23 protein-coding genes and 1 pseudogene are annotated in these 25,326 nt (G+C 72.8%); 17 read left to right on the forward strand and 7 right to left on the reverse strand.

Annotated features, from left to right (window positions below; translation table 11 throughout):
• Nucleotides 1-81 precede the first annotated feature (81 nt).
• The 10 genes from hpnC (at nt 82) to PS467_RS33070 (ending at nt 13,018) form a co-directional block, all read left to right on the forward strand.
• Entirely contained in the window at nt 82-945 is an 864-nt protein-coding gene (gene hpnC, locus PS467_RS33025; protein WP_268977200.1) for a squalene synthase HpnC, read from the forward strand.
• Nucleotides 942-1,904 (forward strand): presqualene diphosphate synthase HpnD, encoded by a 963-nt coding sequence (gene hpnD / locus PS467_RS33030; RefSeq protein WP_432280670.1) that lies wholly within the window; start codon nt 942-944, stop codon nt 1,902-1,904. Before hpnC ends, hpnD begins: the two co-directional genes overlap by 4 nt.
• Nucleotides 1,901-3,394 carry a hydroxysqualene dehydroxylase HpnE gene (gene hpnE, locus PS467_RS33035; RefSeq protein ID WP_311038290.1) on the forward strand — a complete coding sequence of 498 codons (1,494 nt, stop codon included), beginning with the start codon at nt 1,901-1,903 and terminating at the stop codon, nt 3,392-3,394. The genes hpnD and hpnE overlap by 4 nt, the downstream gene beginning before the upstream one ends.
• Nucleotides 3,391-4,491: a polyprenyl synthetase family protein gene (locus PS467_RS33040; RefSeq protein WP_268975347.1), complete on the forward strand. Its 1,101-nt coding sequence runs from the start codon at nt 3,391-3,393 to the stop codon at nt 4,489-4,491. Before hpnE ends, PS467_RS33040 begins: the two co-directional genes overlap by 4 nt.
• A gap of 107 nt (nt 4,492-4,598) precedes the next feature.
• A complete protein-coding gene (gene shc, locus PS467_RS33045; RefSeq protein WP_268975348.1) occupies nt 4,599-6,545 on the forward strand; it encodes a squalene--hopene cyclase in 1,947 nt (648 codons plus the stop codon).
• A complete protein-coding gene (locus tag PS467_RS33050; RefSeq protein ID WP_311038291.1) occupies nt 6,545-7,303 on the forward strand; it encodes a phosphorylase family protein in 759 nt (252 codons plus the stop codon). The genes shc and PS467_RS33050 overlap by 1 nt, the downstream gene beginning before the upstream one ends.
• Nucleotides 7,254-8,279, forward strand: coding sequence for an adenosyl-hopene transferase HpnH (gene hpnH / locus PS467_RS33055; RefSeq protein ID WP_268975350.1), 1,026 nt, complete (start codon nt 7,254-7,256; stop codon nt 8,277-8,279). Before PS467_RS33050 ends, hpnH begins: the two co-directional genes overlap by 50 nt.
• Before the next feature lie 188 nt (nt 8,280-8,467).
• Complete coding sequence (gene dxs, locus PS467_RS33060) at nt 8,468-10,408, forward strand: 1-deoxy-D-xylulose-5-phosphate synthase (RefSeq protein WP_311038292.1); 1,941 nt, start codon at nt 8,468-8,470, stop codon at nt 10,406-10,408.
• A complete protein-coding gene (locus tag PS467_RS33065; protein ID WP_311038293.1) occupies nt 10,405-11,808 on the forward strand; it encodes an aspartate aminotransferase family protein in 1,404 nt (467 codons plus the stop codon). The genes dxs and PS467_RS33065 overlap by 4 nt, the downstream gene beginning before the upstream one ends.
• A gap of 16 nt (nt 11,809-11,824) precedes the next feature.
• The gene (locus PS467_RS33070) at nt 11,825-13,018 is read left to right on the forward strand and encodes a serpin family protein (RefSeq protein ID WP_311038294.1); all 1,194 of its coding nucleotides are present in this window, start codon (nt 11,825-11,827) and stop codon (nt 13,016-13,018) included.
• Nucleotides 13,019-13,051: 33 nt separating this feature from the next.
• Here PS467_RS33070 and PS467_RS33075 read toward each other — a convergent pair whose 3' ends face one another.
• Nucleotides 13,052-13,876 carry a tyrosine-protein phosphatase gene (locus PS467_RS33075; protein ID WP_268975354.1) on the reverse strand — a complete coding sequence of 275 codons (825 nt, stop codon included), beginning with the start codon at nt 13,874-13,876 and terminating at the stop codon, nt 13,052-13,054.
• A gap of 246 nt (nt 13,877-14,122) precedes the next feature.
• On the opposite strand from PS467_RS33075, the gene PS467_RS33080 reads away from it, so the two are divergent.
• The 3 genes and pseudogenes from PS467_RS33080 to PS467_RS33090 all read left to right on the forward strand — a co-directional run bounded on the left by PS467_RS33080 (nt 14,123) and on the right by PS467_RS33090 (nt 15,822).
• Nucleotides 14,123-14,473, forward strand: coding sequence for a hypothetical protein (locus PS467_RS33080; protein ID WP_311038295.1), 351 nt, complete (start codon nt 14,123-14,125; stop codon nt 14,471-14,473).
• Nucleotides 14,386-14,945: pseudogene (locus PS467_RS33085) on the forward strand (GH36 C-terminal domain-containing protein); the annotation flags it as partial. The gene PS467_RS33080 and the pseudogene PS467_RS33085, both read left to right, overlap by 88 nt.
• A 79-nt stretch (nt 14,946-15,024) precedes the next feature.
• Nucleotides 15,025-15,822 carry an SGNH/GDSL hydrolase family protein gene (locus PS467_RS33090; protein WP_268975356.1) on the forward strand — a complete coding sequence of 266 codons (798 nt, stop codon included), beginning with the start codon at nt 15,025-15,027 and terminating at the stop codon, nt 15,820-15,822.
• 141 nt (nt 15,823-15,963) lie between these two features.
• Here PS467_RS33090 and PS467_RS33095 read toward each other — a convergent pair whose 3' ends face one another.
• Nucleotides 15,964-16,407: an ATP-binding protein gene (locus tag PS467_RS33095; RefSeq protein WP_311038296.1), complete on the reverse strand. Its 444-nt coding sequence runs from the start codon at nt 16,405-16,407 to the stop codon at nt 15,964-15,966.
• A 136-nt stretch (nt 16,408-16,543) separates the two neighbouring features.
• Between PS467_RS33095 and PS467_RS33100 the strand changes: the two genes are divergently transcribed.
• Both PS467_RS33100 and PS467_RS33105 read left to right on the forward strand, forming a co-directional pair.
• A complete protein-coding gene (locus PS467_RS33100; RefSeq protein ID WP_311038297.1) occupies nt 16,544-17,410 on the forward strand; it encodes a Sco1979 family transcriptional regulator in 867 nt (288 codons plus the stop codon).
• A gap of 3 nt (nt 17,411-17,413) precedes the next feature.
• Nucleotides 17,414-17,665: a DUF397 domain-containing protein gene (locus tag PS467_RS33105; protein WP_268975359.1), complete on the forward strand. Its 252-nt coding sequence runs from the start codon at nt 17,414-17,416 to the stop codon at nt 17,663-17,665.
• On the opposite strand, the gene PS467_RS33110 is transcribed toward PS467_RS33105, so the two are convergent.
• From PS467_RS33110 to PS467_RS33130, 5 genes are read right to left on the reverse strand one after another with little or no spacing between them, the layout of a single operon-like run.
• Nucleotides 17,619-18,626, reverse strand: coding sequence for an STM4011 family radical SAM protein (locus tag PS467_RS33110; RefSeq protein ID WP_311038298.1), 1,008 nt, complete (start codon nt 18,624-18,626; stop codon nt 17,619-17,621). The genes PS467_RS33105 and PS467_RS33110 overlap by 47 nt on opposite strands.
• An 11-nt stretch (nt 18,627-18,637) precedes the next feature.
• Entirely contained in the window at nt 18,638-20,026 is a 1,389-nt protein-coding gene (locus tag PS467_RS33115) for an STM4012 family radical SAM protein (RefSeq protein WP_311038299.1), read from the reverse strand.
• Nucleotides 20,023-20,826, reverse strand: a complete 804-nt coding sequence (locus tag PS467_RS33120; RefSeq protein WP_311040033.1) for an STM4013/SEN3800 family hydrolase — start codon at nt 20,824-20,826, stop codon at nt 20,023-20,025. Before PS467_RS33120 ends, PS467_RS33115 begins: the two co-directional genes overlap by 4 nt.
• Before the next feature lie 7 nt (nt 20,827-20,833).
• Entirely contained in the window at nt 20,834-22,009 is a 1,176-nt protein-coding gene (locus tag PS467_RS33125) for an STM4014 family protein (protein WP_311038300.1), read from the reverse strand.
• 29 nt (nt 22,010-22,038) lie between these two features.
• The gene (locus PS467_RS33130; RefSeq protein WP_311038301.1) at nt 22,039-22,992 is read right to left on the reverse strand and encodes an STM4015 family protein; all 954 of its coding nucleotides are present in this window, start codon (nt 22,990-22,992) and stop codon (nt 22,039-22,041) included.
• A gap of 223 nt (nt 22,993-23,215) precedes the next feature.
• Between PS467_RS33130 and PS467_RS33135 the strand changes: the two genes are divergently transcribed.
• Both PS467_RS33135 and PS467_RS33140 read left to right on the forward strand, forming a co-directional pair.
• Entirely contained in the window at nt 23,216-23,542 is a 327-nt protein-coding gene (locus tag PS467_RS33135; RefSeq protein WP_311038302.1) for a DUF8820 family protein, read from the forward strand.
• A gap of 77 nt (nt 23,543-23,619) precedes the next feature.
• Nucleotides 23,620-24,738, forward strand: coding sequence for a DUF6745 domain-containing protein (locus tag PS467_RS33140; protein WP_311040034.1), 1,119 nt, complete (start codon nt 23,620-23,622; stop codon nt 24,736-24,738).
• Nucleotides 24,739-25,326: the final 588 nt, after the last annotated feature.

Here is a 25,326-nt window from a genome sequence, read left to right on the forward strand (position 1 = left end):
ACGGTGACCGTGGAGGACGAGCGCAGCGGGTCCCATACCACGTCGAGCGGCCGGAGTGGCGGGCAGGAAGCCGCCCGTGCCGTGCTCGACAAGGCCGCCCACGAGAACTTCCCCGTGGCCCCCTTCTTCCTGCCCCGCGCCTGGCGCACCGACCTGATGGCCGTCTACGGCTACGCCCGGCTGGTCGACGACATCGGCGACGGCGACCTGGCCCCCGGCGGCGCCGACGCCGAACTGCTCGGACTGGACCGCGAGCGGGCGGACGACGCGCTCGCGATGCTGGACGCGTTCGAGGCCGATCTGCACCGGGTCTTCCGGCCGTCGGCGGAACCGCGCCATCCGCTGCTGCGGGCCCTGCGCCCCACCGTCCGCCGTCACGGGCTCACCCCCGAGCCCTTCCTCGGCCTGATCGAGGCCAATCGCCAGGACCAGCGGGTCCGGCGGTACGCCACCTACCAGCAGCTCCTCGACTACTGCGAGCTGTCCGCCAACCCGGTCGGACGGCTCGTCCTCGGTATCACCGGCACCGCCAGCCCCGAGCGGATCCGCCGTTCGGACGCCATCTGCACCGCCCTCCAGATCATCGAGCACCTCCAGGACGTGGCCGAGGACCTCCGCAGGGACCGCGTCTATCTGCCCGCCGAGGACATGAAACGCTTCGGTGTGACCGAGGCCGACCTCGCCGCCCCCAGGGGCGGCGCGCGGTTGCGCGCGCTGGTCGCGAAGGAGGCGGAACGCGCCGGAGACCTGCTGAATGAAGGCACCCCCCTGGTGGGTAGCGTCCACGGCAGGCTCAAGGTGCTGCTCGCCGGATTCGTGGCCGGGGGGCGGGCCGCCTTGCGGGCGGTCGCGGCCGCGGGACATGACGTACTCCCTGGACCGCCCAGGCCCACCAAGCTCAGCCTGCTGCGCGAGGTGGGGGCGACACTGCGAAGAGAGGGGTGAGCCGGACCGTGAAGGGATCTCCGCACGCGTCCGCGCCAGTGCTCGCGGCGTACCGTTACTGCGAGGCCGTGACCGGACACCAGGCCCGTAACTTCGCCTACGGCATCAGGCTGCTGCCGACGGAGAAGCGCCGCGCGATGTCGGCCCTGTACGCCTTCTCCCGCCGTATCGACGACATCGGTGACGGCCCCCTCGAGCCCGCGGCCAAGCGCGCCCGGCTGGCGGACACCCGCGCCCTGCTGGACCGGGTGCGCGGCGGCGGGATCGAGGAGGACGACACCGACCCCGTCGCCGTCGCCCTCTCCCATGCCGCGCACCGCTTCCCGATCCCGCTCGACGCGCTGGACGAGCTGATCGACGGCGTGCTGATGGACGTGGCCGGGCAGACCTACGAGACCTGGGACGACCTCAAGGTCTACTGCCGCTGCGTGGCGGGCGCCATCGGACGGCTGTCGCTCGGCGTCTTCGGAACGGCCCCCGGCACCGGCCGCGGCGAGGACGAGCTCGAACGCGCCCCGCACTACGCCGACACCCTCGGGCTCGCCCTCCAGCTGACCAACATCCTCCGGGACGTCCGCGAGGACGCCGCCACCGGGCGCACCTACCTGCCCGCCGACGACCTCGCCAAATTCGGCTGCACCGCCGCCTTCCGCACCTCCACCGCGCCGCCCGACGCCGATTTCACCGGTCTGGTCCACTTCGAGGTGCGGCGGGCCAGGGCGCTCTTCGACGAGGGCTTCCGGCTGCTGCCGCTGCTGGACCGGCGCAGCGGGGCGTGCGTGTCCGCCATGGCGGGCATCTACCGCAGGCTCCTCGCCCGGATCGCCAGGGACCCCGCGGCGATCCTGCGCGGCCGCGTCTCGCTGCCCGGCCACGAGAAGGCGTATGTGGCGGTGCGCGGACTGGCCGGGCTGGACGCCCGCGCCGTCGAGCGCCGCGACCCCGGGAGGCCGGTGTGACCCCTTCGCCCCTGGGCCCCGCGGCTCCCGCCGGGCGCCGCCCCGCCGGACGGAGCGCGCTGGTGATCGGCGGCGGGCTCGCCGGTACCACGGCGGCGCTCGCGCTGGCCGACGCCGGGCTGCGGGTCACCCTGGTCGAGGGGCGCCCCCGGCTGGGCGGCCTCGCCTTCTCCTTCCACCGCTCCTCCCCGGCGGGCGAGTTGACCGTCGACAACGGCCAGCATGTCCTGCTGCGCTGCTGCACCGCCTACCAGTGGTTCCTGGACCGGGTCGGCGCCACCCGGCTCGTCCCGCTCCAGGACCGGCTGGACGTCCCCGTCCTCGACGCCGAGGGCCCGAGCGGACGGCGGCTCGGCCGGCTGCGCCGCACCGCCCTGCCGGTGCCGCTCCACCTGTCCGCGAGCCTGGCCACCTATCCCCATCTCTCCCTCGCCGAGCGCGCCCTGGTGGGCCGCGCCGCGCTCGCCCTGGGGCGGCTGGACCCCGAGGACCCGGCCCTGGACGGGGCGGACTTCGCCGGCTGGCTGCGCCGCCACGGCCAGTCGCCGCGCGCCGTCGAGGCGCTGTGGGACCTGGTCGGCGTGGCCACGCTCAACGCCACCGCGCACAACGCCTCGCTGGGCCTGGCCGCGATGGTCTTCAAGACCGGGCTGCTCTCCCGGCCCGGCGCCGCCGACATCGGCTGGGCCCGCGCCCCGCTCGGCGAGCTGCACCACACCCGCGCCCACCGCGCCCTGGACGCGGCGGGCGTGACGACCGAGCTGGGCACCCGGGTGGCCGCCGTCAGCCGCACCCCCGAGGGCCGCTGGAGCGTGCGGCGCGCCGGACGGCCGGGGGAGGAGCCGCCGGCCGGGGCGGACGGCGCGGATGTGCTCGTGCTCGCCGTACCGCAGCGCGAGGCGCACGCCCTGCTGCCCGACGGCGCCCTGAAGGACCCCGGCCGGCTGCTGCGGATCGGCACCGCGCCCATCGTCAATCTGCATGTGATCTACGACCGCACGGTGCTGCGCCGCCCGTTCTTCGCCGCCATCGGCTCCCCCGTCCAGTGGGTCTTCGACCGCACGGACGCCTCCGGGCTGCGGGGCGCGCCCGGGGCCGGGGACAGCCAGTACCTGGCGGTGTCGCAGTCCGCCGCGTACGACGACGTCGACCGCCCGGTCGCCGAGCTGCGCGCCCGCTATCTGCCCGAACTGGAGCGGCTGCTGCCGCTCGCCCGCGGGGCGCGGGTGCGTGACTTCTTCGTCACCCGGGAGCGCGCCGCCACCTTCGCCCCCGTCCCCGGCGTCGGGCGCCTGAGGCCCTCCGCCCCCACCGACGCGCCCGGCCTCTACCTGGCCGGTGCGTGGACCGCCACCGGCTGGCCCGCGACCATGGAGGGCGCCGTGCGCAGCGGTCTTTCCGCCGCCCGCGCGGCCCTCACCGACCTCGGCCGCCCGCATGTGAACCCGCTCCCCGCCCCGGGCGGGGGGACGCCCAAGGAGGCGGCATGAGCACCACCACCAAGAACAAAAGAGGAGAGACCGTGACCCCGGCGACCCCAGCTGTCGACACCGCAGGCGTCATGGCGCTGCTGGAGCGCGGCCGTACGCTCGCCACGCCGGTGCTGCGCGCCGCCGTGGACCGGCTGGCCCCGCCCATGGATACCGTCGCCGCGTACCACTTCGGCTGGATCGACGCCGAGGGAAAGCCGGCGGCCGGCGACGGCGGCAAGGCCGTGCGTCCCGCGCTCGCCCTGCTGTCGGCCGAGGCGGCGGGCGCCACCCCCGAGACCGGTGTGCCCGGCGCGGTCGCGGTCGAGCTGGTGCACAACTTCTCGCTGCTCCACGACGACCTGATGGACGGGGACGAACAGCGCCGGCACCGCGACACCGTGTGGAAGGTGCACGGCCCGGCCCAGGCCATCCTCGTCGGTGACGCCCTGTTCGCCCTGGCCAACGAGATACTGCTGGAGCTCGGCACCGTGGAGGCCGGGCGGGCCACCCGCCGGCTCACCTCCGCGAGCCGGAAACTGATCGACGGTCAGGCGCAGGACATCTCCTACGAGCACCGCGAGCGGGTCACCGTCGAGGAGTGCCTGGAGATGGAGGGCAACAAGACCGGCGCCCTGCTCGCCTGCGCCGCCTCCATCGGCGCCGTGCTCGGCGGCGCCGACGACCGCACCGCCGACACCCTGGAGCGCTACGGCTACCACCTGGGCCTCGCCTTCCAGGCCATCGACGACCTGCTCGGCATCTGGGGCGACCCGGAGGCGACCGGCAAGCGGACCTGGAGCGATCTGCGGCAGCGCAAGAAGTCCCTGCCCGTGGTCGCCGCGCTCGCCGCCGGGGGCACCGACTCCGAGCGGCTCGCCCAGATCCTCGCGGCCGACGCGCACAAGCCGGAGGAGGAGTTCGCCGACTTCTCGGAGGAGGAGTTCGCCATCCGGGCCGCGCTGATCGAACAGGCCGGCGGCCGGGACTGGACCTCCGCCGAGGCCCGCAGACAGCACGCGACCGCCATGGAGGCGCTCGACTCGGTGGACATGCCCGCCGAGGTCCGGGCGCGGTTCGTGGCGCTCGCCGACTTCGTCGTCGTACGAGAGAGATGATCGCCATCAACACCACCTAGTTCGCAGTCGCCGGCCGGCACCCAGCCGGGGTGCCGGCCGACGGAAGCCCCAAAGACGGCAGATGCACACACTGCAGAGGGGAAGCCATGACAGCGACACCGACCGTTCAACCCTCCGAGTCATCCGAGTCCAAGACGCTGACCGTCGCCCGTGAGGCGACGGCCCGTGCGGTGGAGCACCTGCTGTCCCGCCAGGACGAGCGGGGCTGGTGGAAGGGCGACCTGGAGACCAACGTCACCATGGACGCCGAAGACCTGATGCTCCGGCAGTTCCTCGGTATCCAGGACCCCGACACGCTCGCCGCCGCCGCCCGCTACCTGCGCTCCCAGCAGGCCGCCGACGGCACCTGGGCCACCTTCCACGGAGGTCCCCCCGACCTCTCCACCACCATCGAGGCGTATGTCGCCCTGCGGCTCGCCGGTGACGAGCCCGACGCCCCCCATATGGCCGCCGCCTCCGCCTGGGTGCGCTCCCGGGGCGGCGTCGCGAGCAGCAGGGTCTTCACCCGGATCTGGCTGGCCCTCTTCGGCTGGTGGCGCTGGGAGGACCTGCCCGAGCTGCCACCGGAGATCATCTACTTCCCGAAGTGGTTCCCGCTCAACATCTACGACTTCGGCTGCTGGGCCCGGCAGACCATCGTGCCCCTGACCATCGTCTCGGCCAAACGCCCCGTGCGCCCGGCCCCCTTCCCGCTCGACGAGCTCCACACCGACCCCCGCAAGCCCAATCCGCCGCGCCCCCGGGCTCCCCTCGCCTCCTGGGACGGCGTCTTCCAGCGGCTGGACCGGGCGCTGCACGCCTACCACAAGGTCGCCGTCCGCCCGCTGCGCCGGGCCGCGCTGCGCTCCTGCGCCCGCTGGATCGTGGAGCGGCAGGAGAACGACGGCTGCTGGGGCGGCATCCAGCCACCCGCCGTCTACTCCGTCATCGCCCTCCATCTGCTCGGCTACGACCTCGACCACCCCGTGCTGCGCGCCGGTCTGGAGTCGCTCGACCGGTTCGCGGTGTGGCGCGCGGACGGCAGCCGGATGATCGAAGCCTGCCAGTCCCCGGTCTGGGACACCTGCCTGGCCGCCATCGCGCTCGCCGACGCCGGTCTCGCCCCCGACCACCCGGCGCTGGTCAAGGCCGCCGACTGGATGCTGGCCGAGCAGATCGACCGGCCCGGCGACTGGTCGGTCCGGCGGCCCGCGCTGCCCTCCGGCGGCTGGGCGTTCGAATTCCACAACGACAACTACCCCGACATCGACGACACCGCCGAGGTCGTCCTGGCGCTGCGCCGGATCGACCACCCCGAACCCGAGCGGGTCGAGGCGGCCGTGCGGCGCGCCATGCGCTGGACCCTGGGCATGCAGTCCAAGAACGGGGCGTGGGGCGCGTTCGACGTCGACAACACCAGCCCGCTCCCCAACAAGCTGCCGTTCTGCGACTTCGGGGAGGTCGTCGATCCGCCGTCGGCCGATGTCACCGCGCACGTCGTGGAGATGCTGGCGCACGAGGGCAGGACCTACGACGCCCGCACCCGGCGCGGTATCGCCTGGCTGCTGTCCGAGCAGGAGCCGGGCGGCGCCTGGTTCGGCCGCTGGGGCACCAACTACGTCTACGGCACCGGCTCCGTCGTCCCCGCGCTGATCGCCGCCGGGGTCCCCGCCTCCCATCCGGCGATCCGCCGGGCCGTCCGCTGGCTGGAGAGCGTGCAGAACGAGGACGGCGGCTGGGGCGAGGACCAGCGTTCCTACCTCGACCCCGAGTGGATGGGCCGGGGCGCCTCCACCGCCTCGCAGACGGCGTGGGCGCTGCTCGCGCTGCTGGCGGCGGGGGAGCGGGACGGCACGGCGGTCGAGCGCGGGATCACCTGGCTCGCCGAGACCCAGCGGCCGGACGGGGGCTGGGACGAGCCGTACTTCACCGGCACCGGCTTCCCCTGGGACTTCTCCATCAACTACCACCTGTACCGGCAGGTCTTCCCGGTCACGGCACTCGGCCGGTATGTCCACGGCGAGCCCACCGGGGCGCGGCCGCGGAGCAGCTGATGTCCGCCGACCCGGCCCCGGAGCCCGGCGACGGGCCGTTGCTGATCGCCTGTGCGCTCGGCATCGAGCGGTTCGCCCTGCGCGGCGCCGGACTCGGCGCGGGGCTCCGCGCCGGTCCCGGTGCCGGCCCCGGTGCCGGGAGGGCGACCGTGCTGCGCACGGGCATGGGGCCGCAGTCGGCCGAGCGCGCCGTGACCCGGGCGCTGACCGGCGGGGCCGGTGCGTCCGGGGGGCGGCGCACCGCCGTCATCGCCACCGGCTTCTGTGCCGGACTGGCCCCCGGGATGCACCCCGGGGACCTCGTCGTCGCCGACGAGACCCGCGATCCGGCGGGCCGCACCGCGTGCACCGGCATCCGGATCCTCGCCGACGCGCTGTCACATCCGTCCCACGACGCCCCCCGCCGGGCCGTCCACATCGGTCCGGTGGTGGGATCCGACCATGTGGTGCGCGGCGCGGAACGGGCCGCGCTGCACCGCACCGGGGCCATCGCGGTGGACATGGAGTCCGCCGCGACCCTGCGCACCGCGGTTTCCCACGGCGTCCGTCCGGTTGCCGCCGTACGGGTGGTCGTGGACGCTCCCGAACACGAACTCGTCCGTATCGGCACACTATGCGGTGGAATATCGGCTTTCCGGGTACTACGGACTGTTCTTCCGGCTTTCTTTCATTGGTACCGTTCTTCGCTGCTCCCAGGAGGTGAGCTAGATGGCCATGCCGCTCCGCCAGACCATCCGGGTCGCGACGTATCTCTTTGAACAGAAAATGATCAAGCGGCGGGACAAGTTTCCGCTGATCGTCGAGCTCGAGCCGCTGTTCGCCTGCAACCTCAAATGCGAGGGCTGCGGAAAGATCCAGCATCCGGCGGGGGTGCTCAAACAGCGCATGCCCGTCGCCCAGGCGGTGGGCGCGGTGCTGGAGTCGGGCGCGCCCATGGTGTCCATCGCGGGCGGCGAACCCCTGATGCATCCGCAGATCGACGAGATCACACGGCAGCTGGTGGAGCGGAAGAAGTACGTCTTCCTCTGCACCAACGCGATGCTGCTGCGGAAGAAGATGCATTTGTTCACCCCGTCCCCGTATTTCGCCTTCGCGGTGCACATCGACGGACTGCGGGAGCGGCATGACGCGTCGGTGGCCAAGGAGGGGGTGTTCGACGAGGCGGTGGAGGCGATCAAGGAGGCCAAGCGGCGCGGCTTCCGGGTCACCACCAACTCCACCTTCTTCAATACCGACACCCCGCAGACCGTCATCGACGTACTCGATTTCCTCAACGACGAACTGAAGGTGGACGAGATGATGATCTCGCCCGCCTACGCCTATGAGAAGGCGCCCGACCAGGAGCACTTCCTGGGCGTCACACAGACCCGCGAACTGTTCCGGAAGGCGTTCGCCGGTGGCAACCGCCGCCGTTGGCGGCTCAACCACAGCCCGCTCTTCCTCGACTTCCTCGAGGGCAAGACGGACTTCCCGTGCACCGCGTGGGGCATCCCCAACTACTCCCTCTTCGGCTGGCAGCGCCCCTGCTACCTGATGAGCGACGGCTACGTCCCGACCTACCGCCAGCTGGTGGAGGAGACCGACTGGGACAAGTACGGCCGAGGCAAGGACCCCCGCTGCGACAACTGCATGGCCCACTGCGGCTACGAGCCCACCGCGGTCCTGGCGACCATGGGCTCCCTCAAGGAGTCGCTGCGCGCGGCCCGGGAGACCGCCGCCGGAGGCCATGGGTGAGGTGCCGCGTTCCGCGGCACCGGTCGCATCCGGCCTGCCCGCCGTGCGCGGGCAGGCCGCTGCTTCCGGTGGCCGCGGCCGCGCCGATCCGAGCACGACGAACACCGCGCGGCACACGGCGGACGAGGGGGGTCCCGTCGGGCCCCGGACGTCGCCGTGGGCTCGCGCACCGAGGAGGGGAACCGAGCATGCCGTTGCTGGAGAACATCCGGGGCCCGCACGACCTCAAGGCGCTGACCGGCGAGGAGCTGGAGGCGCTCGCCGATGAGATCCGAGAGTTCCTGATCACCGCGGTGGCCAGGACCGGAGGCCATCTGGGACCGAATCTCGGCGTGGTCGAGCTGTCCATAGCCCTGCACCGCGTCTTCGACTCACCCGCCGACCGCATCCTGTGGGACACCGGGCACCAGTCCTACGTCCACAAACTGCTCACCGGACGCCAGGACTTCTCCAAGCTCCGCCACAAGGGCGGGCTGTCCGGCTATCCGTCACGGGCCGAATCCGAGCACGACGTCATCGAGAACAGCCACGCCTCCACCGTGCTGGGCTGGGCCGACGGCCTGGCCAAGGCCAATGAGGTGCGCGGCGCCACCGACCATGTCGTCGCCGTCATCGGGGACGGGGCGCTGACCGGCGGAATGGCCTGGGAGGCGCTCAACAACATCGCCGCCGCCCGGGACCGCCCGCTCATCATCGTCGTCAACGACAACGAACGCTCCTACGCGCCGACCATCGGCGGGCTCGCCAACCACCTCGCCACCCTCCGGACCACCGACGGCTACGAGCGCTTCCTGGCCTGGGGCAAGGAGATGCTGCGGCGCACCCCCGTGGTCGGCCAGCCGCTGTACGGATCGCTGCACGGCGCCAAGAAGGGGTTCAAGGACGCCTTCGCCCCGCAGGGCATGTTCGAGGACCTGGGGCTGAAGTACCTCGGCCCCATCGACGGCCATGACACCGCGGCCGTCGAGTCGGCCCTGCGCCGCGCCAAGCGGTTCCACGGCCCCGTCCTCGTCCACTGCCTCACCGAGAAGGGCCGGGGCTATCCGCCCGCGCTGGAGGACGAGGCGGATCGTTTCCACACCGTCGCCGCGATGGACCCGCTCACCTGCGCGCCGCTGGTCCCCTCCGGCGGCCGGTCGTGGACCTCGGTGTTCGGCGAGGAGATGGTGCGGATCGGCGCCGAGCGGCCCGATGTGGTCGCCCTCACCGCCGCGATGCTGCACCCCGTGGGCCTGGCCGGTTTCGCCGAGGCGTATCCGGAGCGGGTGTGGGACGTGGGCATCGCCGAGCAGCACGCGGCGGTCTCCGCGGCCGGGCTCGCCACCGGCGGACTCCACCCGGTCCTCGCCGTCTACGCCACCTTCCTCAACCGCGCCTTCGACCAGCTCCTGATGGACGTGGCCCTGCACCAGTGCGGGGTGACGTTCGTCCTGGACCGGGCCGGTGTCACCGGCACCGACGGGCCGAGCCACAACGGCATGTGGGACATGTCCGTCCTTCAGGTGGTGCCGGGGCTGCGGATCGCCGCCCCGCGCGACGCCGACCAGCTGCGCGCCCAGCTGCGCGAGGCGATCGAGGTGGCCGACGCGCCGACCGTCATCCGCTTCCCCAAGGAGTCGGTGGGGCAGCCGATTCCGGCGATCGGCCGCGTCGGCGGGATGGACGTCCTGCGCGAGGGCGAGGATGTGCTCCTCGTCGCGGCCGGGGTCATGGCCACCGTCGCGCTGCGCGCCGCCGAACTGCTGGCCGAGCGCGGTATCGGCTGCACGGTCGTCGATCCGCGCTGGGTCAAGCCCGTCGACCCCGAGCTGCCCGGACTCGCGGCCCGCCACCGGCTGGTGGCGGTCGTGGAGGACAATGTGCGCACCGGCGGGGTGGGCGCGGCGGTCGCCCAGACGCTGCGGGACGCCGAGGTGGATCTGCCGGTGCGTACGTTCGGCATCCCCGAGGCGTTCCTGGCCCACGCCAAACGCGGCGAGGTGCTCGCCGACATCGGGCTCACCCCCGCCGAGATCGCGGGCCGGATCGGGTCGGCCCTGACCCGTACCGCGGCCCTGACCCGTACCGCCGCCGGGACCGGTACCCTCACCGGGCCCCGTACCGCCGCCGCCAAGGAGAGCCAGGGATGACAGCAGTTCAGCAGCGGCGTTCGGACTTCGACCTCGGAAAGCTCCTGGCCGAGCGTGGGTCGGAGCGGTACGACCTGCACAGCCGGCACCTCAACCACCAACTGCCCCGGATGCTGCACACCATCGGCTTCGACAAGGTCTACGAACGGGCCGAGGGCGCGTACTTCTGGGACGACCAGGGCCAGGACTACCTCGATATGCTCGCCGGCTTCGGGGTGATGGGCCTGGGCCGCCACCACCCCGTGGTCCGCAAGGCGCTGCACGACGTCCTGGACGCCGACCTGGCCGATCTGACCCGCTTCGACTGCCAGCCGCTGCCCGGTCTGCTCGCCGAGCGGCTGCTGGCCCACGCCCCGCATCTGGACCGGGTCTTCTTCGGCAACAGCGGCACCGAGGCCGTCGAGACGGCCCTGAAGTTCGCCCGCTACGCCACCCGGAAGCCGCGCATCCTGTACTGCGCACACGCCTTCCACGGGCTGACCACCGGCTCGCTGTCGGTCAACGGCGAGGACGGCTTCCGGGACGGATTCGCCCCGCTGCTGCCCGACACCGCGATCGCGATGGGCGATCTGGCGGCGCTGGAGCGGGAGCTGGCGCGCGGGGACGTGGCGGCGTTCGTGGTGGAACCCATCCAGGGCAAGGGGGTGCACGAGAGCCCGCCCGGCTTCCTGCGCGCCGCGCAGGAACTGCTCCACCGCCACAAGGCCCTGCTCATCGCGGACGAGGTACAGACCGGCCTCGGCCGCACCGGGGACTTCTTCGCCTACAGCCACGAGGACGGCGTCGAACCGGATCTGGTGTGCGTGGCCAAGGCCCTCTCCGGCGGCTATGTGCCGGTCGGCGCGACCCTCGGCAAGGACTGGATCTTCAGACGGGTCTATTCGTCGATGGACCGGGTGCTGGTCCACTCGGCCAGCTTCGGCTCCAACGCCCAGGCCATGGCGGCCGGACTCGCCGTCCTCGCCGTCATGGAGGACGAACAGATCGTGGCGAACGCCCGCCGCACCGGTGAGCTGCTGCGCACGCGCCTGGCCGCGCTCGTGGACCGCTACGAACTGCTGCACGACGTCCGCGGCCGGGGACTGATGATCGGCATCGAGTTCGGCAGGCCCAGCTCGCTGGGGCTGCGCAGCCGCTGGGCGATGCTGCAACGGGCGCGCAAGGGGCTGTTCGCGCAGATGGTCGTCGTCCCGCTGCTCCAGCGCCACCGCATCCTCACCCAGGTCTCCGGCGACCATCTGGAGGTCATTAAGCTGATCCCGCCGCTGATCATCGGCGAGCGGGAAGTGGACCGTTTCGTCGAGGCGTTCACAGCGGTCATGGACGACGCGCACGGGGGCGGCGGCCTGATGTGGGAGTTCGGCCGGACTCTTGTCAAACAGGCGGTGGCCCACCGCTGACCGATGGGGGACCGGCATGATCGACGCGACCACCGTACGGGCCGTCAACGCGATGACGGCGAGGTGGGCGCGGGCCACCGCCACCGACGGCGGCACGGTCTTCACCGCCGCTGGCGTCTGGCCGCTGCTCGCCCTGCTCGCCGGCGGGGCCGACGGCCCGGCCCGCCGGGAGCTGGAGGGCGCGCTGGGCGTCGGCGCGGACGCGGCCGGGGCGCTCGGCGGCGCGGCGCTCGGGGCGATGGCCGCCATGGCCGGAGTCGACGCGGCCACCGGGCTGTGGACCCGTCAGGACCTGCCGATCCGGCCCGAGTGGGAGGCCACGCTGCCGCCCGGCGTCCGCTCCGCCCTGACCGGGGACAGCGAGCGCGACCGCAAGGCGCTGGACGCCTGGGCGTCCCAGCGCACCCGGGGCGCGATCCCCGAGCTGCCGATGGCGCTCGACACCGGCACCCAGCTGGTGCTGGCCGGCGCGCTCACGGTGCGGACGGCCTGGCGGCAGCCGTTCCGGCCGGCGTGGCTGAAGCCGGAGAGCGGCCCGTGGCAGGGCCGTTCGCTGGCCGGGCTCTCCCGCACCATGGAGGACCTGGACGGGGTGCTGCGGGTCGTCCCCGACACCCCGGCCGGTCCGCTCACCCTGTCCGGGATCGCGGGCGACAACGGACTGGACGTCCATCTGGTCCTGGGCGCCGAGGGCGTGCCGGGCGGCGCGGTGCTGGAGGCCGGGACCGGCGCGCTGGCCGGGCAGTACGCGGGCTGGCCCGGCTCGGCGCTGCCGCTGGGCGCGGCGGGCCCCGGCGTCCAGGTCATGGACGTCCCGAGCTGGGACCCCACCCCTCGGGTCACGCTCACCACCCCGCAGTTCACCGTGCGGGCCCGGCACGATCTGCTGCGCCACGACGAGCTGTTCGGGCTGCGCACCGCCCAGGACGACTCCCGCGGCCACTTCCCCGGGATCAGCCCCGTGCCGCTGGCGCTGTCCGCCGGAGAGCAGTCCATGACCGCCTCGTTCAGCGCCGAGGGCTTCTGGGCGGCGGCGGTGACCGCGTTCTCCATGGGGGTCGGTTCGGCGCCGCCGCAGCGGACGGCGCGGGTGATCGTGGTGCGGTACGACCGGCCGTTCGGCTTCCTGGCCGTGCACCGGGCCACCGGCCTGGTGCTGACGGCGGGCTGGGTCACCGAACCGGAGGCCGGGTCCGAGACCATGTGGTGAGCAGTCCTCCCGCCCCCGGTCCGGGAGAGCGGGTCAGCCGGTGAGCAGCCGCTCCCGGAGCCGTTCGCGCCGCTCGGGGGTGAGCCCGAGCCCCTCGGAGAGATAGCGCTCGGTGCCGCCCCAGGTCTCCTCGATGGTCGCGAAGGCCGCCGCCAGATATTCGGCGCGTGCGTCGAAGAGCGGCAGCAACAGCGCCATGACCTCGGGGGACATGGGGTCGGAGCCGTCCTTCGGATCGCCCTTGCGCCAGATCTTGTACCGCCGGTGGGCGGCGGCCGACGCGAGGTAGTCGGCCTCGATGGCCTCCCGGTCGACACCGAGGGCCAGCAGGGTCACCGCGATGGACAGCCCTGCCCGGTCCTTGCCGGCCGAACAGTGCATCAGCGCCGGTGAGCTGTCCTCGGCCAGGTCACCGAGGACGCGGCCGTGCTCGACGATCCGGGTGGTGATGATGGCGCGGTAGGAGGCGGTCATGCGCTTCTCGGCCCGCCCCTCGGCGAGCAGCTTGCGCAGGGTGTCCAGATCGCCCTCGCGCACCATCGTCCAGAACCCGGCGCCGTCAGCCGGGTCGGACAGCGGCAGATTGACGTTCCGGACCCCGCTGAGCGTGACGTCCGGGCCCTCCAGCTTGATGTCGGCGGCGTTGCGGAAGTCGAAGACGGTGTGCAGCCCGAGCGAGTCGAGGAAGGCCGTGTCGGCCTCGGTGGCATGGGCGAGATGGCCGCTGCGGAACAGCACACCGGGGCGTACCCGGCGGCCGTCGGCAGCCGGCAGTCCACCGAGATCACGGAAGTTGCGCACCCCCACCAGCTGGGGTTCGGCCTGGGGGACCTGCGGCGACTGCGACTGCTGCGTCACGGGCTCTCCTTCACCATCGGCCGCCGACGCGGCTCGTCGACAAGGCGGCTGGAGCCGACCCTACGACATGGGTGCAACAGGCAACCGGTCCCGTGGAAGGCGCGGGGGCGTATTGCCGCGCCGCCCGCACTCTCCGATCCTTCCTGTGGAGACCTGTGGAGACGTGCAGAGAGCTGTAGAGACCCGAAGAGACCTGCGCAGACTGTGCGGACCTGTGCGGACCTGTGGCGATGGGTGGGGAACGCGATGATCGAAACCGGTGGCGGCGGTCGGCTCTGGGTGCTCTCGGGGCGGCACAGCGGCTACGCCCTGCACCTGACCGACCGTGATGAGCTGATCCATCTCCACTGGGGCCCGAGAATCGCGGTCGCGGACGCCGAGGCCCTGGCCGCCGAGCCGGAGCCGCCGGAGCGGGGGTTCGAATCCCCGCTGGACGGGCGCGAGGAGTACCCCGTGGAGGGCGGCCCGCGCTTCGCCCGCCCCGCCCTGTCCGTACAGGCCCAGGGCACGACCAGGTGTGGACCTCGGACAACACCGATCCGCTGCACCGGCTGGCCATCCAGCACGGCTTCAGCCAGCTCCACCCGGCCCGGGTGATGGCCGCCTGGGTCACCGACAGCCCCAACGCCATGGGCAACGCACGCGTCAGCTCGCTGCGCTTCCGCTTCGTCAGCGCGATGGCCGGAGTGCTGGGCGTCGGCGGCGACCTGACCCGCTGGAGCGCGGCGGAGCCGGCCGAGGCCCGCGACTGGGTGGCGCTCTACAAGCGGGTGCGCCCGGTCGTCCGGCACGGTGAGCTGTACCGGCTGCGGCCGCCGGACGGCGACGGGCTCAGCGTGGTGCAGTACGTACGCGGCGCGGAGACCGTGGTGCTGGCCTGGCTCCAGGCGCAGCACTACGGCCAGCCGCAGCCCCCGCTGCGGCTGCGCGGGCTCGACCCGGCGGCCACCTACCGGGATCTGGCGACCGGGCAGGTGCACCGGGGGGGGCGGTGCTCTGCCACCGGGGGCTGCGCACCGGGCTCAGCGGCGATCTGGACGCCGCCGTATTCCACCTTCGCCGAAACTGACCGGGTGGGATACATCACCCCACGTCAAGCCCTGGTTACGGTGGCGTAGGTCACGCCCTCGGGTGAATGATGTCCCGACGTGGCAGACGATAAGGAGAGATTCAGCAACGGTTCCATCGGGTCGTACGCAGCCGTCGGCGACAGCTTCACCGAGGGCGTCGGCGACCCCGGTCCCGATGGGGTGTTCGTCGGCTGGGCCGACCGGCTCGCGGTCCTGCTGTCCGACCAACGACCTCAACACGATTTCCGCTACGCCAATCTGGCCGTACGCGGTCGACTCCTTGACCAGATCGTGGCGGAGCAGGTGCCGCGCGCGATCGAGCTCGGCCCGGATCTGGTCACCTTCTGTGCGGGGGGCAATGACATCCTGCGGCCCGGCAGCGACCCCGACGATGTCGCCGAGCGCTATGAGGCGGCTGTCGCCGGCCTCAAGGCCCACGTCGGCACGGTGCTGCTGTGTACGGGCTTCGACACCAGAGGGGTGCCGGTACTACGCCATCTGCGGGGCAAGATCGCCACGTATACGGCGCACGTCCGGGCGATAGCCGACCGGCACGGCTGCCCGGTGCTCGACCTGTGGTCGCTGCGCTCGGTGCAGGACCGCCGGGCCTGGGACGCCGACCGGCTGCATCTGTCGCCGGACGGTCATACCCGGGTCGCGCTGAGGGCCGGTCAGGTGCTCGGGCTCGACGTCCCCGCCGACCCCGATCAGCCCTGGCCGCCGGAGGGCCAGCGCAGCGCCGCCGAGGTGCGCCGGGACAACATCCACTGGGCGCGCGAATATCTGGTGCCGTGGATCGGCCGGCGGCTGCGCGGAGAGTCGTCGGGCGACCATGTGGAGCCCAAGCGGCCGGATCTGCTGCCGCTGCGGCCGTGACCGTCCGGTGACCCGAAGCGGTCCCGGAGGAATAGGGGCAGACCCCCGTTGGCGCCCCGAGGCGTCCGCCCCGTGCGCTGTCGCTGCCCCTATTCCCTCGGCACCGCTCGTTCCGAACCCGTCGTCCCCCCGCGCCGTGCCTCAGACCGCCAGATAGGCCCAGACGGCGCGGCCCGCGTTCCCCTGGTTCGGCCTGACCCCCCATGCCTCCGAGAGGGCTTCCACCAGCATCAGCCCCCGGCCGCCCTCTTGGTCCGCGCTCACCGACCGGGCCTCCGGCACCGTGCGGGCGCAGCCCTGGTCGGCCACCTCGAGCCGCAGCCGGGTCCCTATGAGCTGGAGCGAACAGCGAACCTCCTCGCTGGAGGTGTGGCGCACCGCGTTGGTGAACAGCTCGGAGACGATCAGCTCGGCACTGTCCCGGGTGTCCTCGTCGATGCCCCATGAGCGCAGCCGCCAGACGACATGCCTTCTCGCCTCGGCCACGGACGTGCTCAGCGCCGGGAGACGGAACACGTCGTGGCGGGGCGGAGCGACCACGGTGCCGCCGCGCCCTAACCGGAGAGCCTCATAGGAAGGAGCCACGCCGACACTATGCTCTGTCACGATCGCGTCTGGCAAGGTTCAATCTGTAAATTACAGAATCGGAAGCGCAGGCTGTTCGGATTGCTGAGCCCATGCCAGACTGCTGTGTCGTGAAGGTACTTGGAGGGGGACGATAGTGGCGGATGCGCGGGCGGGCGGAGCCCCGACCGTCCTGCGAGTCGTGCTCGGCAAGCGGCTCCAGGACCTTCGGGAGAAGGCCGGGCTGTCGTTCGAACAAGCCGGGCGCGCCCTGGACGTCACCCATGCCACGATCCGCCGGATGGAGAAGGCCGAGGTCGGCCTGAAGCTTCCGTATGTCGAGAAGCTGCTGCGGACGTACGGCGTCACCGACCCGGAGGAGGTCGAGGGGTTCCTCGCGCTCGCGCGCGAGGCCAACAAGGCGGGCTGGTGGCACCGGTTCCGCGACGTCCTGCCGGAGTGGTTCAACACCTTCGTCAGCCTGGAGGTGGAGGCCAATCTGATCCGGGCCTACGAGCCGCACTACATCCCCGGGCTGCTCCAGACCGAGGACTACGCCCGCGCCGTGCTCCGCGCGGGCATGCCCCACGCACCCGAGACGGAGATCGAGCGCAACGTCGCACTCCGGATGGAACGCCAGGCCCTGCTCACCCGGGACAATCCGCCGATGCTGTGGGTGGTCATGGACGAGACGGTGGTGCGCCGCCCCATCGGCGGCACCGAGACCATGCGTGCCCAGATCTCACGCCTGATCGAGGAGGCGGAGGCGCCTCATATCCGGCTGCAGATCATGCCGTTCGACGCCGGCCCGCACCCGGCGATGTACGGTCCCTTCCATATCTTCCGGTTCCCGATCCCGGAGCTGCCCGATATCGCGTATACGGAGACGCTCGTCAGCGGCTCCTACTTCGACCAGCGCGATGATGTATCGGCGTTCCTGGAGGCCCTGGACCGGATGTGCGCGCAGGCCGCGCCTGCACAGACGACTCAGGCGATTCTGGGTCGCATTCGCAAGGAGATCTGAACGATGGATCGCATATGCGGGAACCGCGTCTACAGCGGCATGCCGGCCAGGGAACTCGGCAGCGAGGGCTGGCACAAGCCATGGAGCGGTGGCAATGGGGGAAGCTGCGTCGAGGCGATGAGACTGAAGGACGGCCGGGTGGCGCTGCGCCAGTCGACCGATCCGGACGGACCGGCCCTGATCTACACCCATCTGGAAATGAAACGCTTCATCCAGGGGGCGAAGGCCGGGGAAGCGGACTTTCTGTTCCTATGACGTCCGGTGTGACGTCCCGCGTGACGTCCCGTTCTGTGGCGCTCATCGTGACCAGGGGGATCGAGGGGGAAGCAGTGTGACCGACAGGATGACCGACCGACCACGAACCGACCGGCGGGGGCGGCGCCGGGATGCGTTCCAGCACACCGCCCGCGAACACGTCGTACAGCGGAAGCGACTCCAGGTGCACATAGCCGATATGGCAGTCGCAGACGGCCAGCGGACACCGGCGGGGCCGTAGCGCCGCGCGGTACGACCCGTCGTAGAGATTGCCCAGTTCGGCGGGGACGAAATGGCAGCGGCGCACCGTGCCGTCGCCGTCCACCGAGATCACCGAGGCGCCGGTCCGGCATGGCAGACCGGCGCTTCGGTGCGGATGGCGGCTGTATCCGAAGAGCGGGTCCAGCGCGGTCCACTCGGCCGCCTCGGCGTCCGTGTAGGTGTGGCCCTCCGCCGCGTTCACCCACAGGTACACCTGGTCGGGCAGGTCGGCGCGCAGCCGGCGGGCCCGGTCGAGGTGGGCGGGCAGCCCCACGATGCCGACGCTGTGGCGCACCCCGCGCGCGGCCAGCTCCCGGCACTTGGCCAGGAACCGGTCGTACGGCGTCTGGTCCGGGTGGTAGGTGCACCACAGGGCGAGGGTGGCGGGGTCGGCCTCGGCCGTCCAGCCGGTCCGGCAGCTCAGATTGGTCTGGATGGCGACGCGTCGCACATGGGGCAGATGGCTGAGCTCGATGAGCGCACGGCGGTACCAGGAGCGCACCAGCCCCTCGCCCCACGGGGTGAACAGCACCGACAGCCGGTCGCCGGTCTGCGCCGCCGCCCAGGCCGTGAACCGCTCCAGCGCGGCGCGGTCGGCGCGCAGCCGCTCCGGGCTGTCCCGGCGCTTGGCGAACGGGCAGTACGGGCAGTCGTAGTCGCACGAGGCGAGCGGGCCCCGGTACAGCAGGGTCAAGTCCATGCCTGCCTCCCTCACTTCAGCTCGTACGCGGCCATGGCGGCGCGCACGGCGGGCGAGAACAGCTCGGGGCCGAGCGCGTCGGAGTGCGCGAGACCCTCGGGGGACAGCCGCAGCCGTTCGGGAGCCGCGTCCGTATCCAGCCAGCCGCGCGCCGAGAACCGGTCCAGCTCGGCGGCGAAGTCCTGGGCCGGATCGGTGCCGAACCGGGCCCGGTATCCCGCCTGCTCCATCCCCTCGGCCTGGAGGACGGACTGCAGCAGATGGCGCCGGCGGGCCTCGTCGCCCGTCATCCACCGGCCGTGCTCGGCGCGGGCGAAGTCGGCGGCGGGCCGGGAGACATAGTCGTCGATGATGCCGCGGATCTCCCGCATGTCCACCGCGTAGTCGAAGGAGTAGTGCAGTTCGGAGGTGTAGGAGCGGGCGCCGCAGCCCAGGCCCACCATGCCGTCCGTCTGGCAGGCGTAGTCCTCGGCCCCGGTCGCGGGCACGTCGGCGCGGCGGAACATCCGCATCGAGACCTGCTCATAGCCGTGGCCGAGCAGATGGTCACGGCCCGAGCGGTACAGCCGCAGCCGCCGCTCGTCCCACTCCGCGTCCCACTCCGCCTCCGCCACTGCCTCCGCCACTGCCTCCGCCTCTGGCTCTCTGGCCTCCTTACGGCCGAGCCCGGTCAGCGGGCGGACATAGAGAGGGTAGAGATACAGCTCCTCGGGACGCCAGGCCAGGGCGGCGTCCAGGGACCGGCGCCAACTGTCCTCGGTCTGCCCGTCGATACCGTAGATCAGGTCGATGTTGAGCACCGGGATGCCCGCCTCCCGGACCCGGGCCAGCGCCGCCTCCACATCGGCCCGGCGCTGCGGGCGCACCGCCGAGCGCGCCTCCGCGTCGACGAAGCTCTGCACGCCCAGGCTCAGCCGGGTGGTGCCGCGCCCGGCCAGCACCGCGAGCCGGTCGGCCGTGGCGGTGGCCGGGGACGCCTCGACCGAGAGCGGCACGGCCGCCAGATCCGCGCCCATGCCCTTCTCGGCGATGTCGCACAGCCGCTCCAGCTCGGCCGCCTCCAGGAACGTGGGGGTGCCGCCGCCGAACGCCGCGGTGGCGAACCGGGCCCGCTCACCGAGCGCCTCGCGCACCGCCCCCGCCTGCCGCTCCAGCGCGTCCAGATAGGCGGTCACCAGCCCCTCGGGCGCCCCGATCCGGGTGAAGAGATTGCAGAAGCCGCAGCGCACCTCGCAGAAGGGGATGTGCAGATACAGCGACAGCGCGTCCTTCGGCTCGGCCGCCCACAGCTCGCGCAGCGCGGGACGGTCCGCGAGCGGCCGGTAGGCGGTTTTGTGCGGATAGGCGTAGACGTACGACTGGTAGGGGCGGACGGTGGAACCGAGCGTGCTGATGTTCATCGGGCCTCGAGAAAGAAGTGGGTGTACGGCACGGTCCAGACGACCTCATGGCCGAGCCGGTGGCCGGTGTAGCCGTCGTCGCCGTACGCGGTGCCGTGGTCGGAGCAGACGATCGCGAAGGTGGGGGCGCGGTCGCCCATGGCGGTGAAGAGCCGGTCGACATGGCGGTCCACGTACTCCAGGGCGGCGGCGTGGGTGGCGCGCGAATCGCCCGCCTCGCGGGTGGCGCCGGGCAGATGGAACCAGTTGGGCTGGTGCAGTGCCGAGACGTTGACGAAGAGGAACAGCCGCCGGTCCGGGGCCAGACCGGCGATCACCTTCTCGGCGCGGTCGATCTGGGCCTCGAAGGAGGTGGGCGACGGCACGCCGAACTCCGGCTCCCAGTGGCTCTCCTGGAAGTAGCCGGGCAGCACCGAGCCCAGCGGACCCCGCTTGTTGAAGAAGCCGACCCCGCCGATGCACACCGTGCGGTACCCGGCCGCCGCGAGCCCCGACACCAGATCGGGGGTCTCGAAGACATAGGTGCCCGCCGCGGTGGTCTCACTGCCCGCGAAGCGGGCCGCGAACAGCCGGCGGTGCGGTCCGGGGGCGGCCGGGGTCGGCAGGAAGCCCGCGAACATCGCCTGGTGGGAGGCGTAGGTGAAGCTGCCGGGGGCATGCCGCTCGTCCCAGACCCCACCGGGCAGACGGCTCGCCAGCCGCGGCGTCCGGCCGGCGGCCGCCAGCTCGGCCGCCACGTCGTAGCGGAGCGTGTCGAGAGTGATCAGCAGCAGGTCGTGGCTGCCCACGACCTCGTTCATATCGGGCTCAGCCAGCGGCATCGCGGTGGTGCCCCTTCCGCTCGCCGTGGTCGGTGCGCGTCTGGCCCGGCGCGTGGCCGCGGCGCACGGCGGCGACCTGCGCCGCGTAGGTGTCCAGTCCCTCGGCGCCGCTTCCGGCCAGACCGGTCAGCCGGGGCAGCAGATCGCCGAAGGCGTTGACCTCACCGACGGCGAACCGCCGCCACCTCAGCCCCGGCAGCAGATCCACCCCCACGCACAGGGTGTCCGGGAACTGCTCGGCCGCCCGCTCCGCGATGCCCAGCACCTCGCCCCAGGACACCCCGGCCTCCTCCGCCGCCGCGCGGGCGGCGGCCAGATCGCCGCGCACACCGCCGAGATGGAGATTGGTCATGGGGGAGCGGCTGGTGCGCACCACGGCGTGCGTCGCCCGGCCGGCCACCACCACGACCCGCAGATCGGCGACGCGCTTGCCCTGGGACGCCTTGGGCAGCCAGCGCTCGATGTGCAGCCCGTCCGGCGCCAGCCGGTCGACGATCGAGGCGACCTCCGCCTCGGTGTCGTACCGCCGCACCCGCAGCGAGTTGAACAGCCGGCCGTCCTCCGTGCGCTCCACGGAGGTGGTGGCCCGCACCCGGCCGGGACCCGCCGTCTCCACCGCGAGCACCCCCGACGCGGACGAGCCGTGGGCGAGCTTGACGAAGGCGCGCCGCATCCCCGAGGTGCCGAGCGCGGCGCGGACGTCCTCCCAGCCGCGCACCGGCGGCGCCTGCGGACCGGAGGTCGGCGAGGGCGGGACCGGCACCCCGGCGCGCTCCAGCACCCCGTGGCACAACCGCTTGTCGAACAGGACGGCCAGCTCGCCGGGGTCGTCCAGCAGGGTGGCACCGGCCGTGCGCGCCGCCGCCGCGATGCCCCGGACGGCCTCGGTGAACCGCGCGTACCAGCGGGCAGTGCCCTCCACCCGGGTGAGGTCCAAGGCGCCGCGCAGCAGCCACTCCACCTCCTCGTCCTCGCCCGGCGAGTCGATCCGTACGGTCTCGCCCGGCTCGAACGCGGCACCGCCGGTCAGCACATCGTGCCAGGCCAGCACCCGGGGCGCGGGCAGCCCGGCGGCGAGTGCGGCGTCGGTGAACATCTCCACCCGGCGGTTGCCGGGGTTGCCGACCACGGCGAAGCGCGTCTCATGCGGAGACGGCGGCATAGCGGAACTCCTCGTCTGGGGCGCGGGTGTCACTCGGAGACGGCGGTGTAGCGGAACACCTCGTCCCCGTCTTCGTCCTCATCACCCTTCTCGGACATCTCGACCTTCACCCCGGACGGCTCCAGGGCCGTGCGCAACCGCTCCTCCATGGCCGCGGAGAAGTAGTTGTGGTCCAGGTCGAGCCGCTTCAGGTGAGTGAGCGGCTGGCCGTCGAGCAGCGCCGCGGCGCCCTCGTCGGTGAGCACACCCATGGACAGGTCGAGGGATTCGAGCTGGGCGACCACGGGGGCCGCCGCCACGGCGGCCGCGATCTCGTCCTGGATCTCGCTGTTCTGCACGCCCAGGTGGCGCAGCGCGGGGAACCTGCCGCCGGCCAGGATCGGGGCGAGGTCGGCGACGGTGGCGTCGCCCCCGTACTCGTCCACCCCGAGCCACATCTCCAGGTGCTCGAGCGCGGGCAGGTCGCTGGCGGCGACACCGCGCACCACCGCGCCGGGCAGCCCGCCGGTCTCGAAGCGCAGCGTGCGCAGGTTGGCGTGGGTGACGGCGGGGAAGGACAGCTCGCTGCCACCGCGAACACCCAGCTCGCGCAGGCCGGGGAAGGCGCGGAGGACCGGTGTCACATCGGACTGCTGGATCCAGGAGATCTCCGACTCCTCCTGGGTGATGTCGCCGATGAAGACCGCCTCCAGCGAGGTCAGCCGGTCCTTGGCCATGAGCAGCTGCTCGATGGCGTCATCGGCGTCGCCCTCGTAGGTCTCGCCCCACAAGCCGATGATCACCGCCCGCACCCGGGAGGGGTCCACCGTGGTCAGGAAGCGCTGGAAACGCCCGTCGAAATCCTCGTCCGACTCATCGCTGTAGGGATCGTAGGAGATCCGCCAGGCGACCGCGCCCGGCTCGGGCAGCTCGGTCTCCGTGTCGGGCAGCGGGAAGTCGAAGGCCGGAAGACCGTACAGGTTTTCCAGGTGGTAGACCGACATGGGTGGTATCTCCTGATGCGTTCGCGTGGGCGTGCCCGATTCCGAATGGCGTGCGAAGAGTTGTACCAAGCGCCACCGACAGCCGCCCCGGCGGGCGTTGCCGGAGGCACGGAGACGGGCCGTCGCACGGCGTTGTCAGTACCTCCTCGTAGCGTCATGACCATCGACCGGGCCCCGTGTGGCGCGGTGGGTCCAACAGTGCTGCGTCTGAAAGGGAATGGGCATGTACCGACAGGGCGACGTCCTGATCGTTCCGGTGGCGGCGGAGGCGCTGCCGCCGGGTACCGACGCGCTGCCGCGGCAGCCGAGGGACGGTCGGGGCCGGCTGGTGCTGGCGCTCGGCGAGGTGACCGGGCACGCCCATGCGGTGGTCGGGCCGGGCACGTTGGTGCGCGAGCCGGGCCCGTTCGGCGTCTCGTACCTCCATCTCCCCGACGGCGGGCGGGTGGTGCACGAGGAGCATGCCGCGATACCGCTGCCCAAGGGCTGGTACCGCGTGGTGCGGCAGCGGGAGTACACGCCGGGCGCCGTGCGCGTCGTGGCCGACTGAGCGCGGCGGAGCGGACGATGACGACGGCAACGGTGACGGTGACGGAAACGGTGACGGCGACGGCGGGGGAGAACGGCATGAGTGGTGGGCACGCGCTCGCGGACGAGGACCGGGCCGCGCGCTGGCGCACGGTGGCCGCGGCCACCGGCCCGGCCGATCGCGAGGCGGCCGAGGCGGGCATCCGCCGCGCCTATGCGCAGGCCGGGCTCGCCGCGCCCGAGCGGATCGTCTGGGCCGGTTCCCCGCTGGCGGCCACGGCGGCCGTGCTGCTGCTGACAGGGAAGGAGGAGTGGCTGCCCCGGGAGTTGGCCGAGCGGGCGGCCGGTACCCTGCGGGCGGCCGGGGTCGAGCCGGTCGCGGGCGGCGCGGGAGCGTCGGTGCGGGAGGCCGTGCGCACCCAGCCGTGGGCGCGCGCCAGGCAGCGGCTCCATGACGACCTGGGCCCGGCGGGCTGGGCCGGGCGGTGGGCGCTCGCGGCGGCGCCGCTGTGGGAGGTCACCCGCGCGCTCACCGAGCGCGTCCGCACCGGGGTGACCGAGGCCCTGGCGCCCGCTCGGGACCAGGAGACGGCCGTCCGGCTCGCCCTGCTGGACGCGGTGCTGGGACAGCACGACGCGCCCTGGCTGGCCGCCGTCACGGACGAGGCGGAGTCCGGCCCGCTGGCCGGTGTCGCCGCGGTGGCCCGCGCCGCCGGCTGGTGGTGGCCGTACGAGAGGGTCGTGATCGTCGCGGAGCGCCCGGTGGAGCTGCACCGCGACGAGGCGGGCCGGCTCGACCGCGGCGACGGTCCCGCGCTCGCCTTCCCCGACGGCTTCGCGCTGTACGCCTGGCGGGGCATGCCGGTGCCCGCGGCCTTCCTCGAGCAACTGGACGAGCTGACCCCGGAGCGCATCCGCGAGGAGGAGAACGCGGAGCTGCGCCGGGTGATGCTGGAGCACTACGGCTATGAGCGCTATCTCCAGGAGTCCGGGGCGCAGCCGGTGCACCGCGACGAGACCGGGGTCCTGTGGCGCATCGCGCTGGACGGGGACGAGCCGGTGGTGATGGTCGAGGTGGTCAACTCCACGCCGGAGCCGGACGGTACGCACCGCACCTACTGGCTGCGCGTACCGCCCCGCGTCCGGACCGCCCGCGAGGGCGTGGCCTGGACCTTCGGGGTGGACGCCGACGCCTACCACCCCGAGCGCGAGACCTGACCCCGGACCCGCTCGCGGACGGCGGACCTTGCCCCGGCCCGCTCCCGGGCCCGGCCCTCGTCCCGGACTCGGTCCTGGCCCTGGCCGCTGGCTGGCCCTGGCCCTGGCTGCCGACCCTGGGCTCCCAGCGGGCCCTGCCCTGGCCGCCGGCTGCCGACCCCGGGCCCCCGGGCCCGGCCCTGGCTGCCGGTCCCGGCCTTGGCTGCCGACCCTTGGCTGCTGGTCTCGGCCCTTGGCGCCTGGCTGCTGGTCTCTGGCTGATGGCCCTGGCCCTGGCTGCCGACCCCGAACCCCCGGGCCCGGCCCTGGCTACCGATACCGGCCCCTGGCCCTCGTCCTGGCCGCCGGTCTCGGCCCTGGCTGCCGACCGCCGACCGCCGACCGCTGGCCCCTGGCCCCGGCCGCCGGTCCCGGGCCCCCGGGCCTGATTCCGGCCCTCGGCCCCGGGACGGATTCTGGCTTGGTCCCGGCCTGGTCCCGGCGAGGGGCACCGCCTCGTCCCTGGCCGGCTTCCGGGGTCGATTCGGAGCCCGGTTCCGGGCTCGCGGTCCGCGGCTCGCCGGTGCGCGGTGGTCTACGGCGGGCGCC

It is taken from the genome of Streptomyces luomodiensis (assembly GCF_031679605.1).
GTDB classification, from domain to species: domain Bacteria; phylum Actinomycetota; class Actinomycetes; order Streptomycetales; family Streptomycetaceae; genus Streptomyces; species Streptomyces luomodiensis.

Bases quoted from the DNA above. Each gene is read 5' to 3' on its own strand.
- shc (WP_268975348.1), top strand. From the start codon at position 4,599: ATGACAGCGACACCGACCGTTCAACCCTCCGAGTCATCCGAGTCCAAG.
- PS467_RS33140 (WP_311040034.1), top strand. From the start codon at position 23,620: ATGAGTGGTGGGCACGCGCTCGCGGACGAGGACCGGGCCGCGCGCTGG.
- hpnH (WP_268975350.1), top strand. From the start codon at position 7,254: ATGGCCATGCCGCTCCGCCAGACCATCCGGGTCGCGACGTATCTCTTT.
- PS467_RS33080 (WP_311038295.1), top strand. From the start codon at position 14,123: ATGATCGAAACCGGTGGCGGCGGTCGGCTCTGGGTGCTCTCGGGGCGG.
- PS467_RS33040 (WP_268975347.1), top strand. From the start codon at position 3,391: ATGAGCACCACCACCAAGAACAAAAGAGGAGAGACCGTGACCCCGGCG.
- PS467_RS33130 (WP_311038301.1), bottom strand. From the start codon at position 22,992: ATGTCGGTCTACCACCTGGAAAACCTGTACGGTCTTCCGGCCTTCGAC.
- PS467_RS33135 (WP_311038302.1), top strand. From the start codon at position 23,216: ATGTACCGACAGGGCGACGTCCTGATCGTTCCGGTGGCGGCGGAGGCG.
- PS467_RS33105 (WP_268975359.1), top strand. From the start codon at position 17,414: ATGGATCGCATATGCGGGAACCGCGTCTACAGCGGCATGCCGGCCAGG.
- dxs (WP_311038292.1), top strand. From the start codon at position 8,468: ATGCCGTTGCTGGAGAACATCCGGGGCCCGCACGACCTCAAGGCGCTG.
- PS467_RS33050 (WP_311038291.1), top strand. From the start codon at position 6,545: ATGTCCGCCGACCCGGCCCCGGAGCCCGGCGACGGGCCGTTGCTGATC.
- PS467_RS33065 (WP_311038293.1), top strand. From the start codon at position 10,405: ATGACAGCAGTTCAGCAGCGGCGTTCGGACTTCGACCTCGGAAAGCTC.
- PS467_RS33125 (WP_311038300.1), bottom strand. From the start codon at position 22,009: ATGCCGCCGTCTCCGCATGAGACGCGCTTCGCCGTGGTCGGCAACCCC.
- PS467_RS33070 (WP_311038294.1), top strand. From the start codon at position 11,825: ATGATCGACGCGACCACCGTACGGGCCGTCAACGCGATGACGGCGAGG.
- PS467_RS33110 (WP_311038298.1), bottom strand. From the start codon at position 18,626: ATGGACTTGACCCTGCTGTACCGGGGCCCGCTCGCCTCGTGCGACTAC.
- PS467_RS33120 (WP_311040033.1), bottom strand. From the start codon at position 20,826: ATGAACGAGGTCGTGGGCAGCCACGACCTGCTGCTGATCACTCTCGAC.
- PS467_RS33115 (WP_311038299.1), bottom strand. From the start codon at position 20,026: ATGAACATCAGCACGCTCGGTTCCACCGTCCGCCCCTACCAGTCGTAC.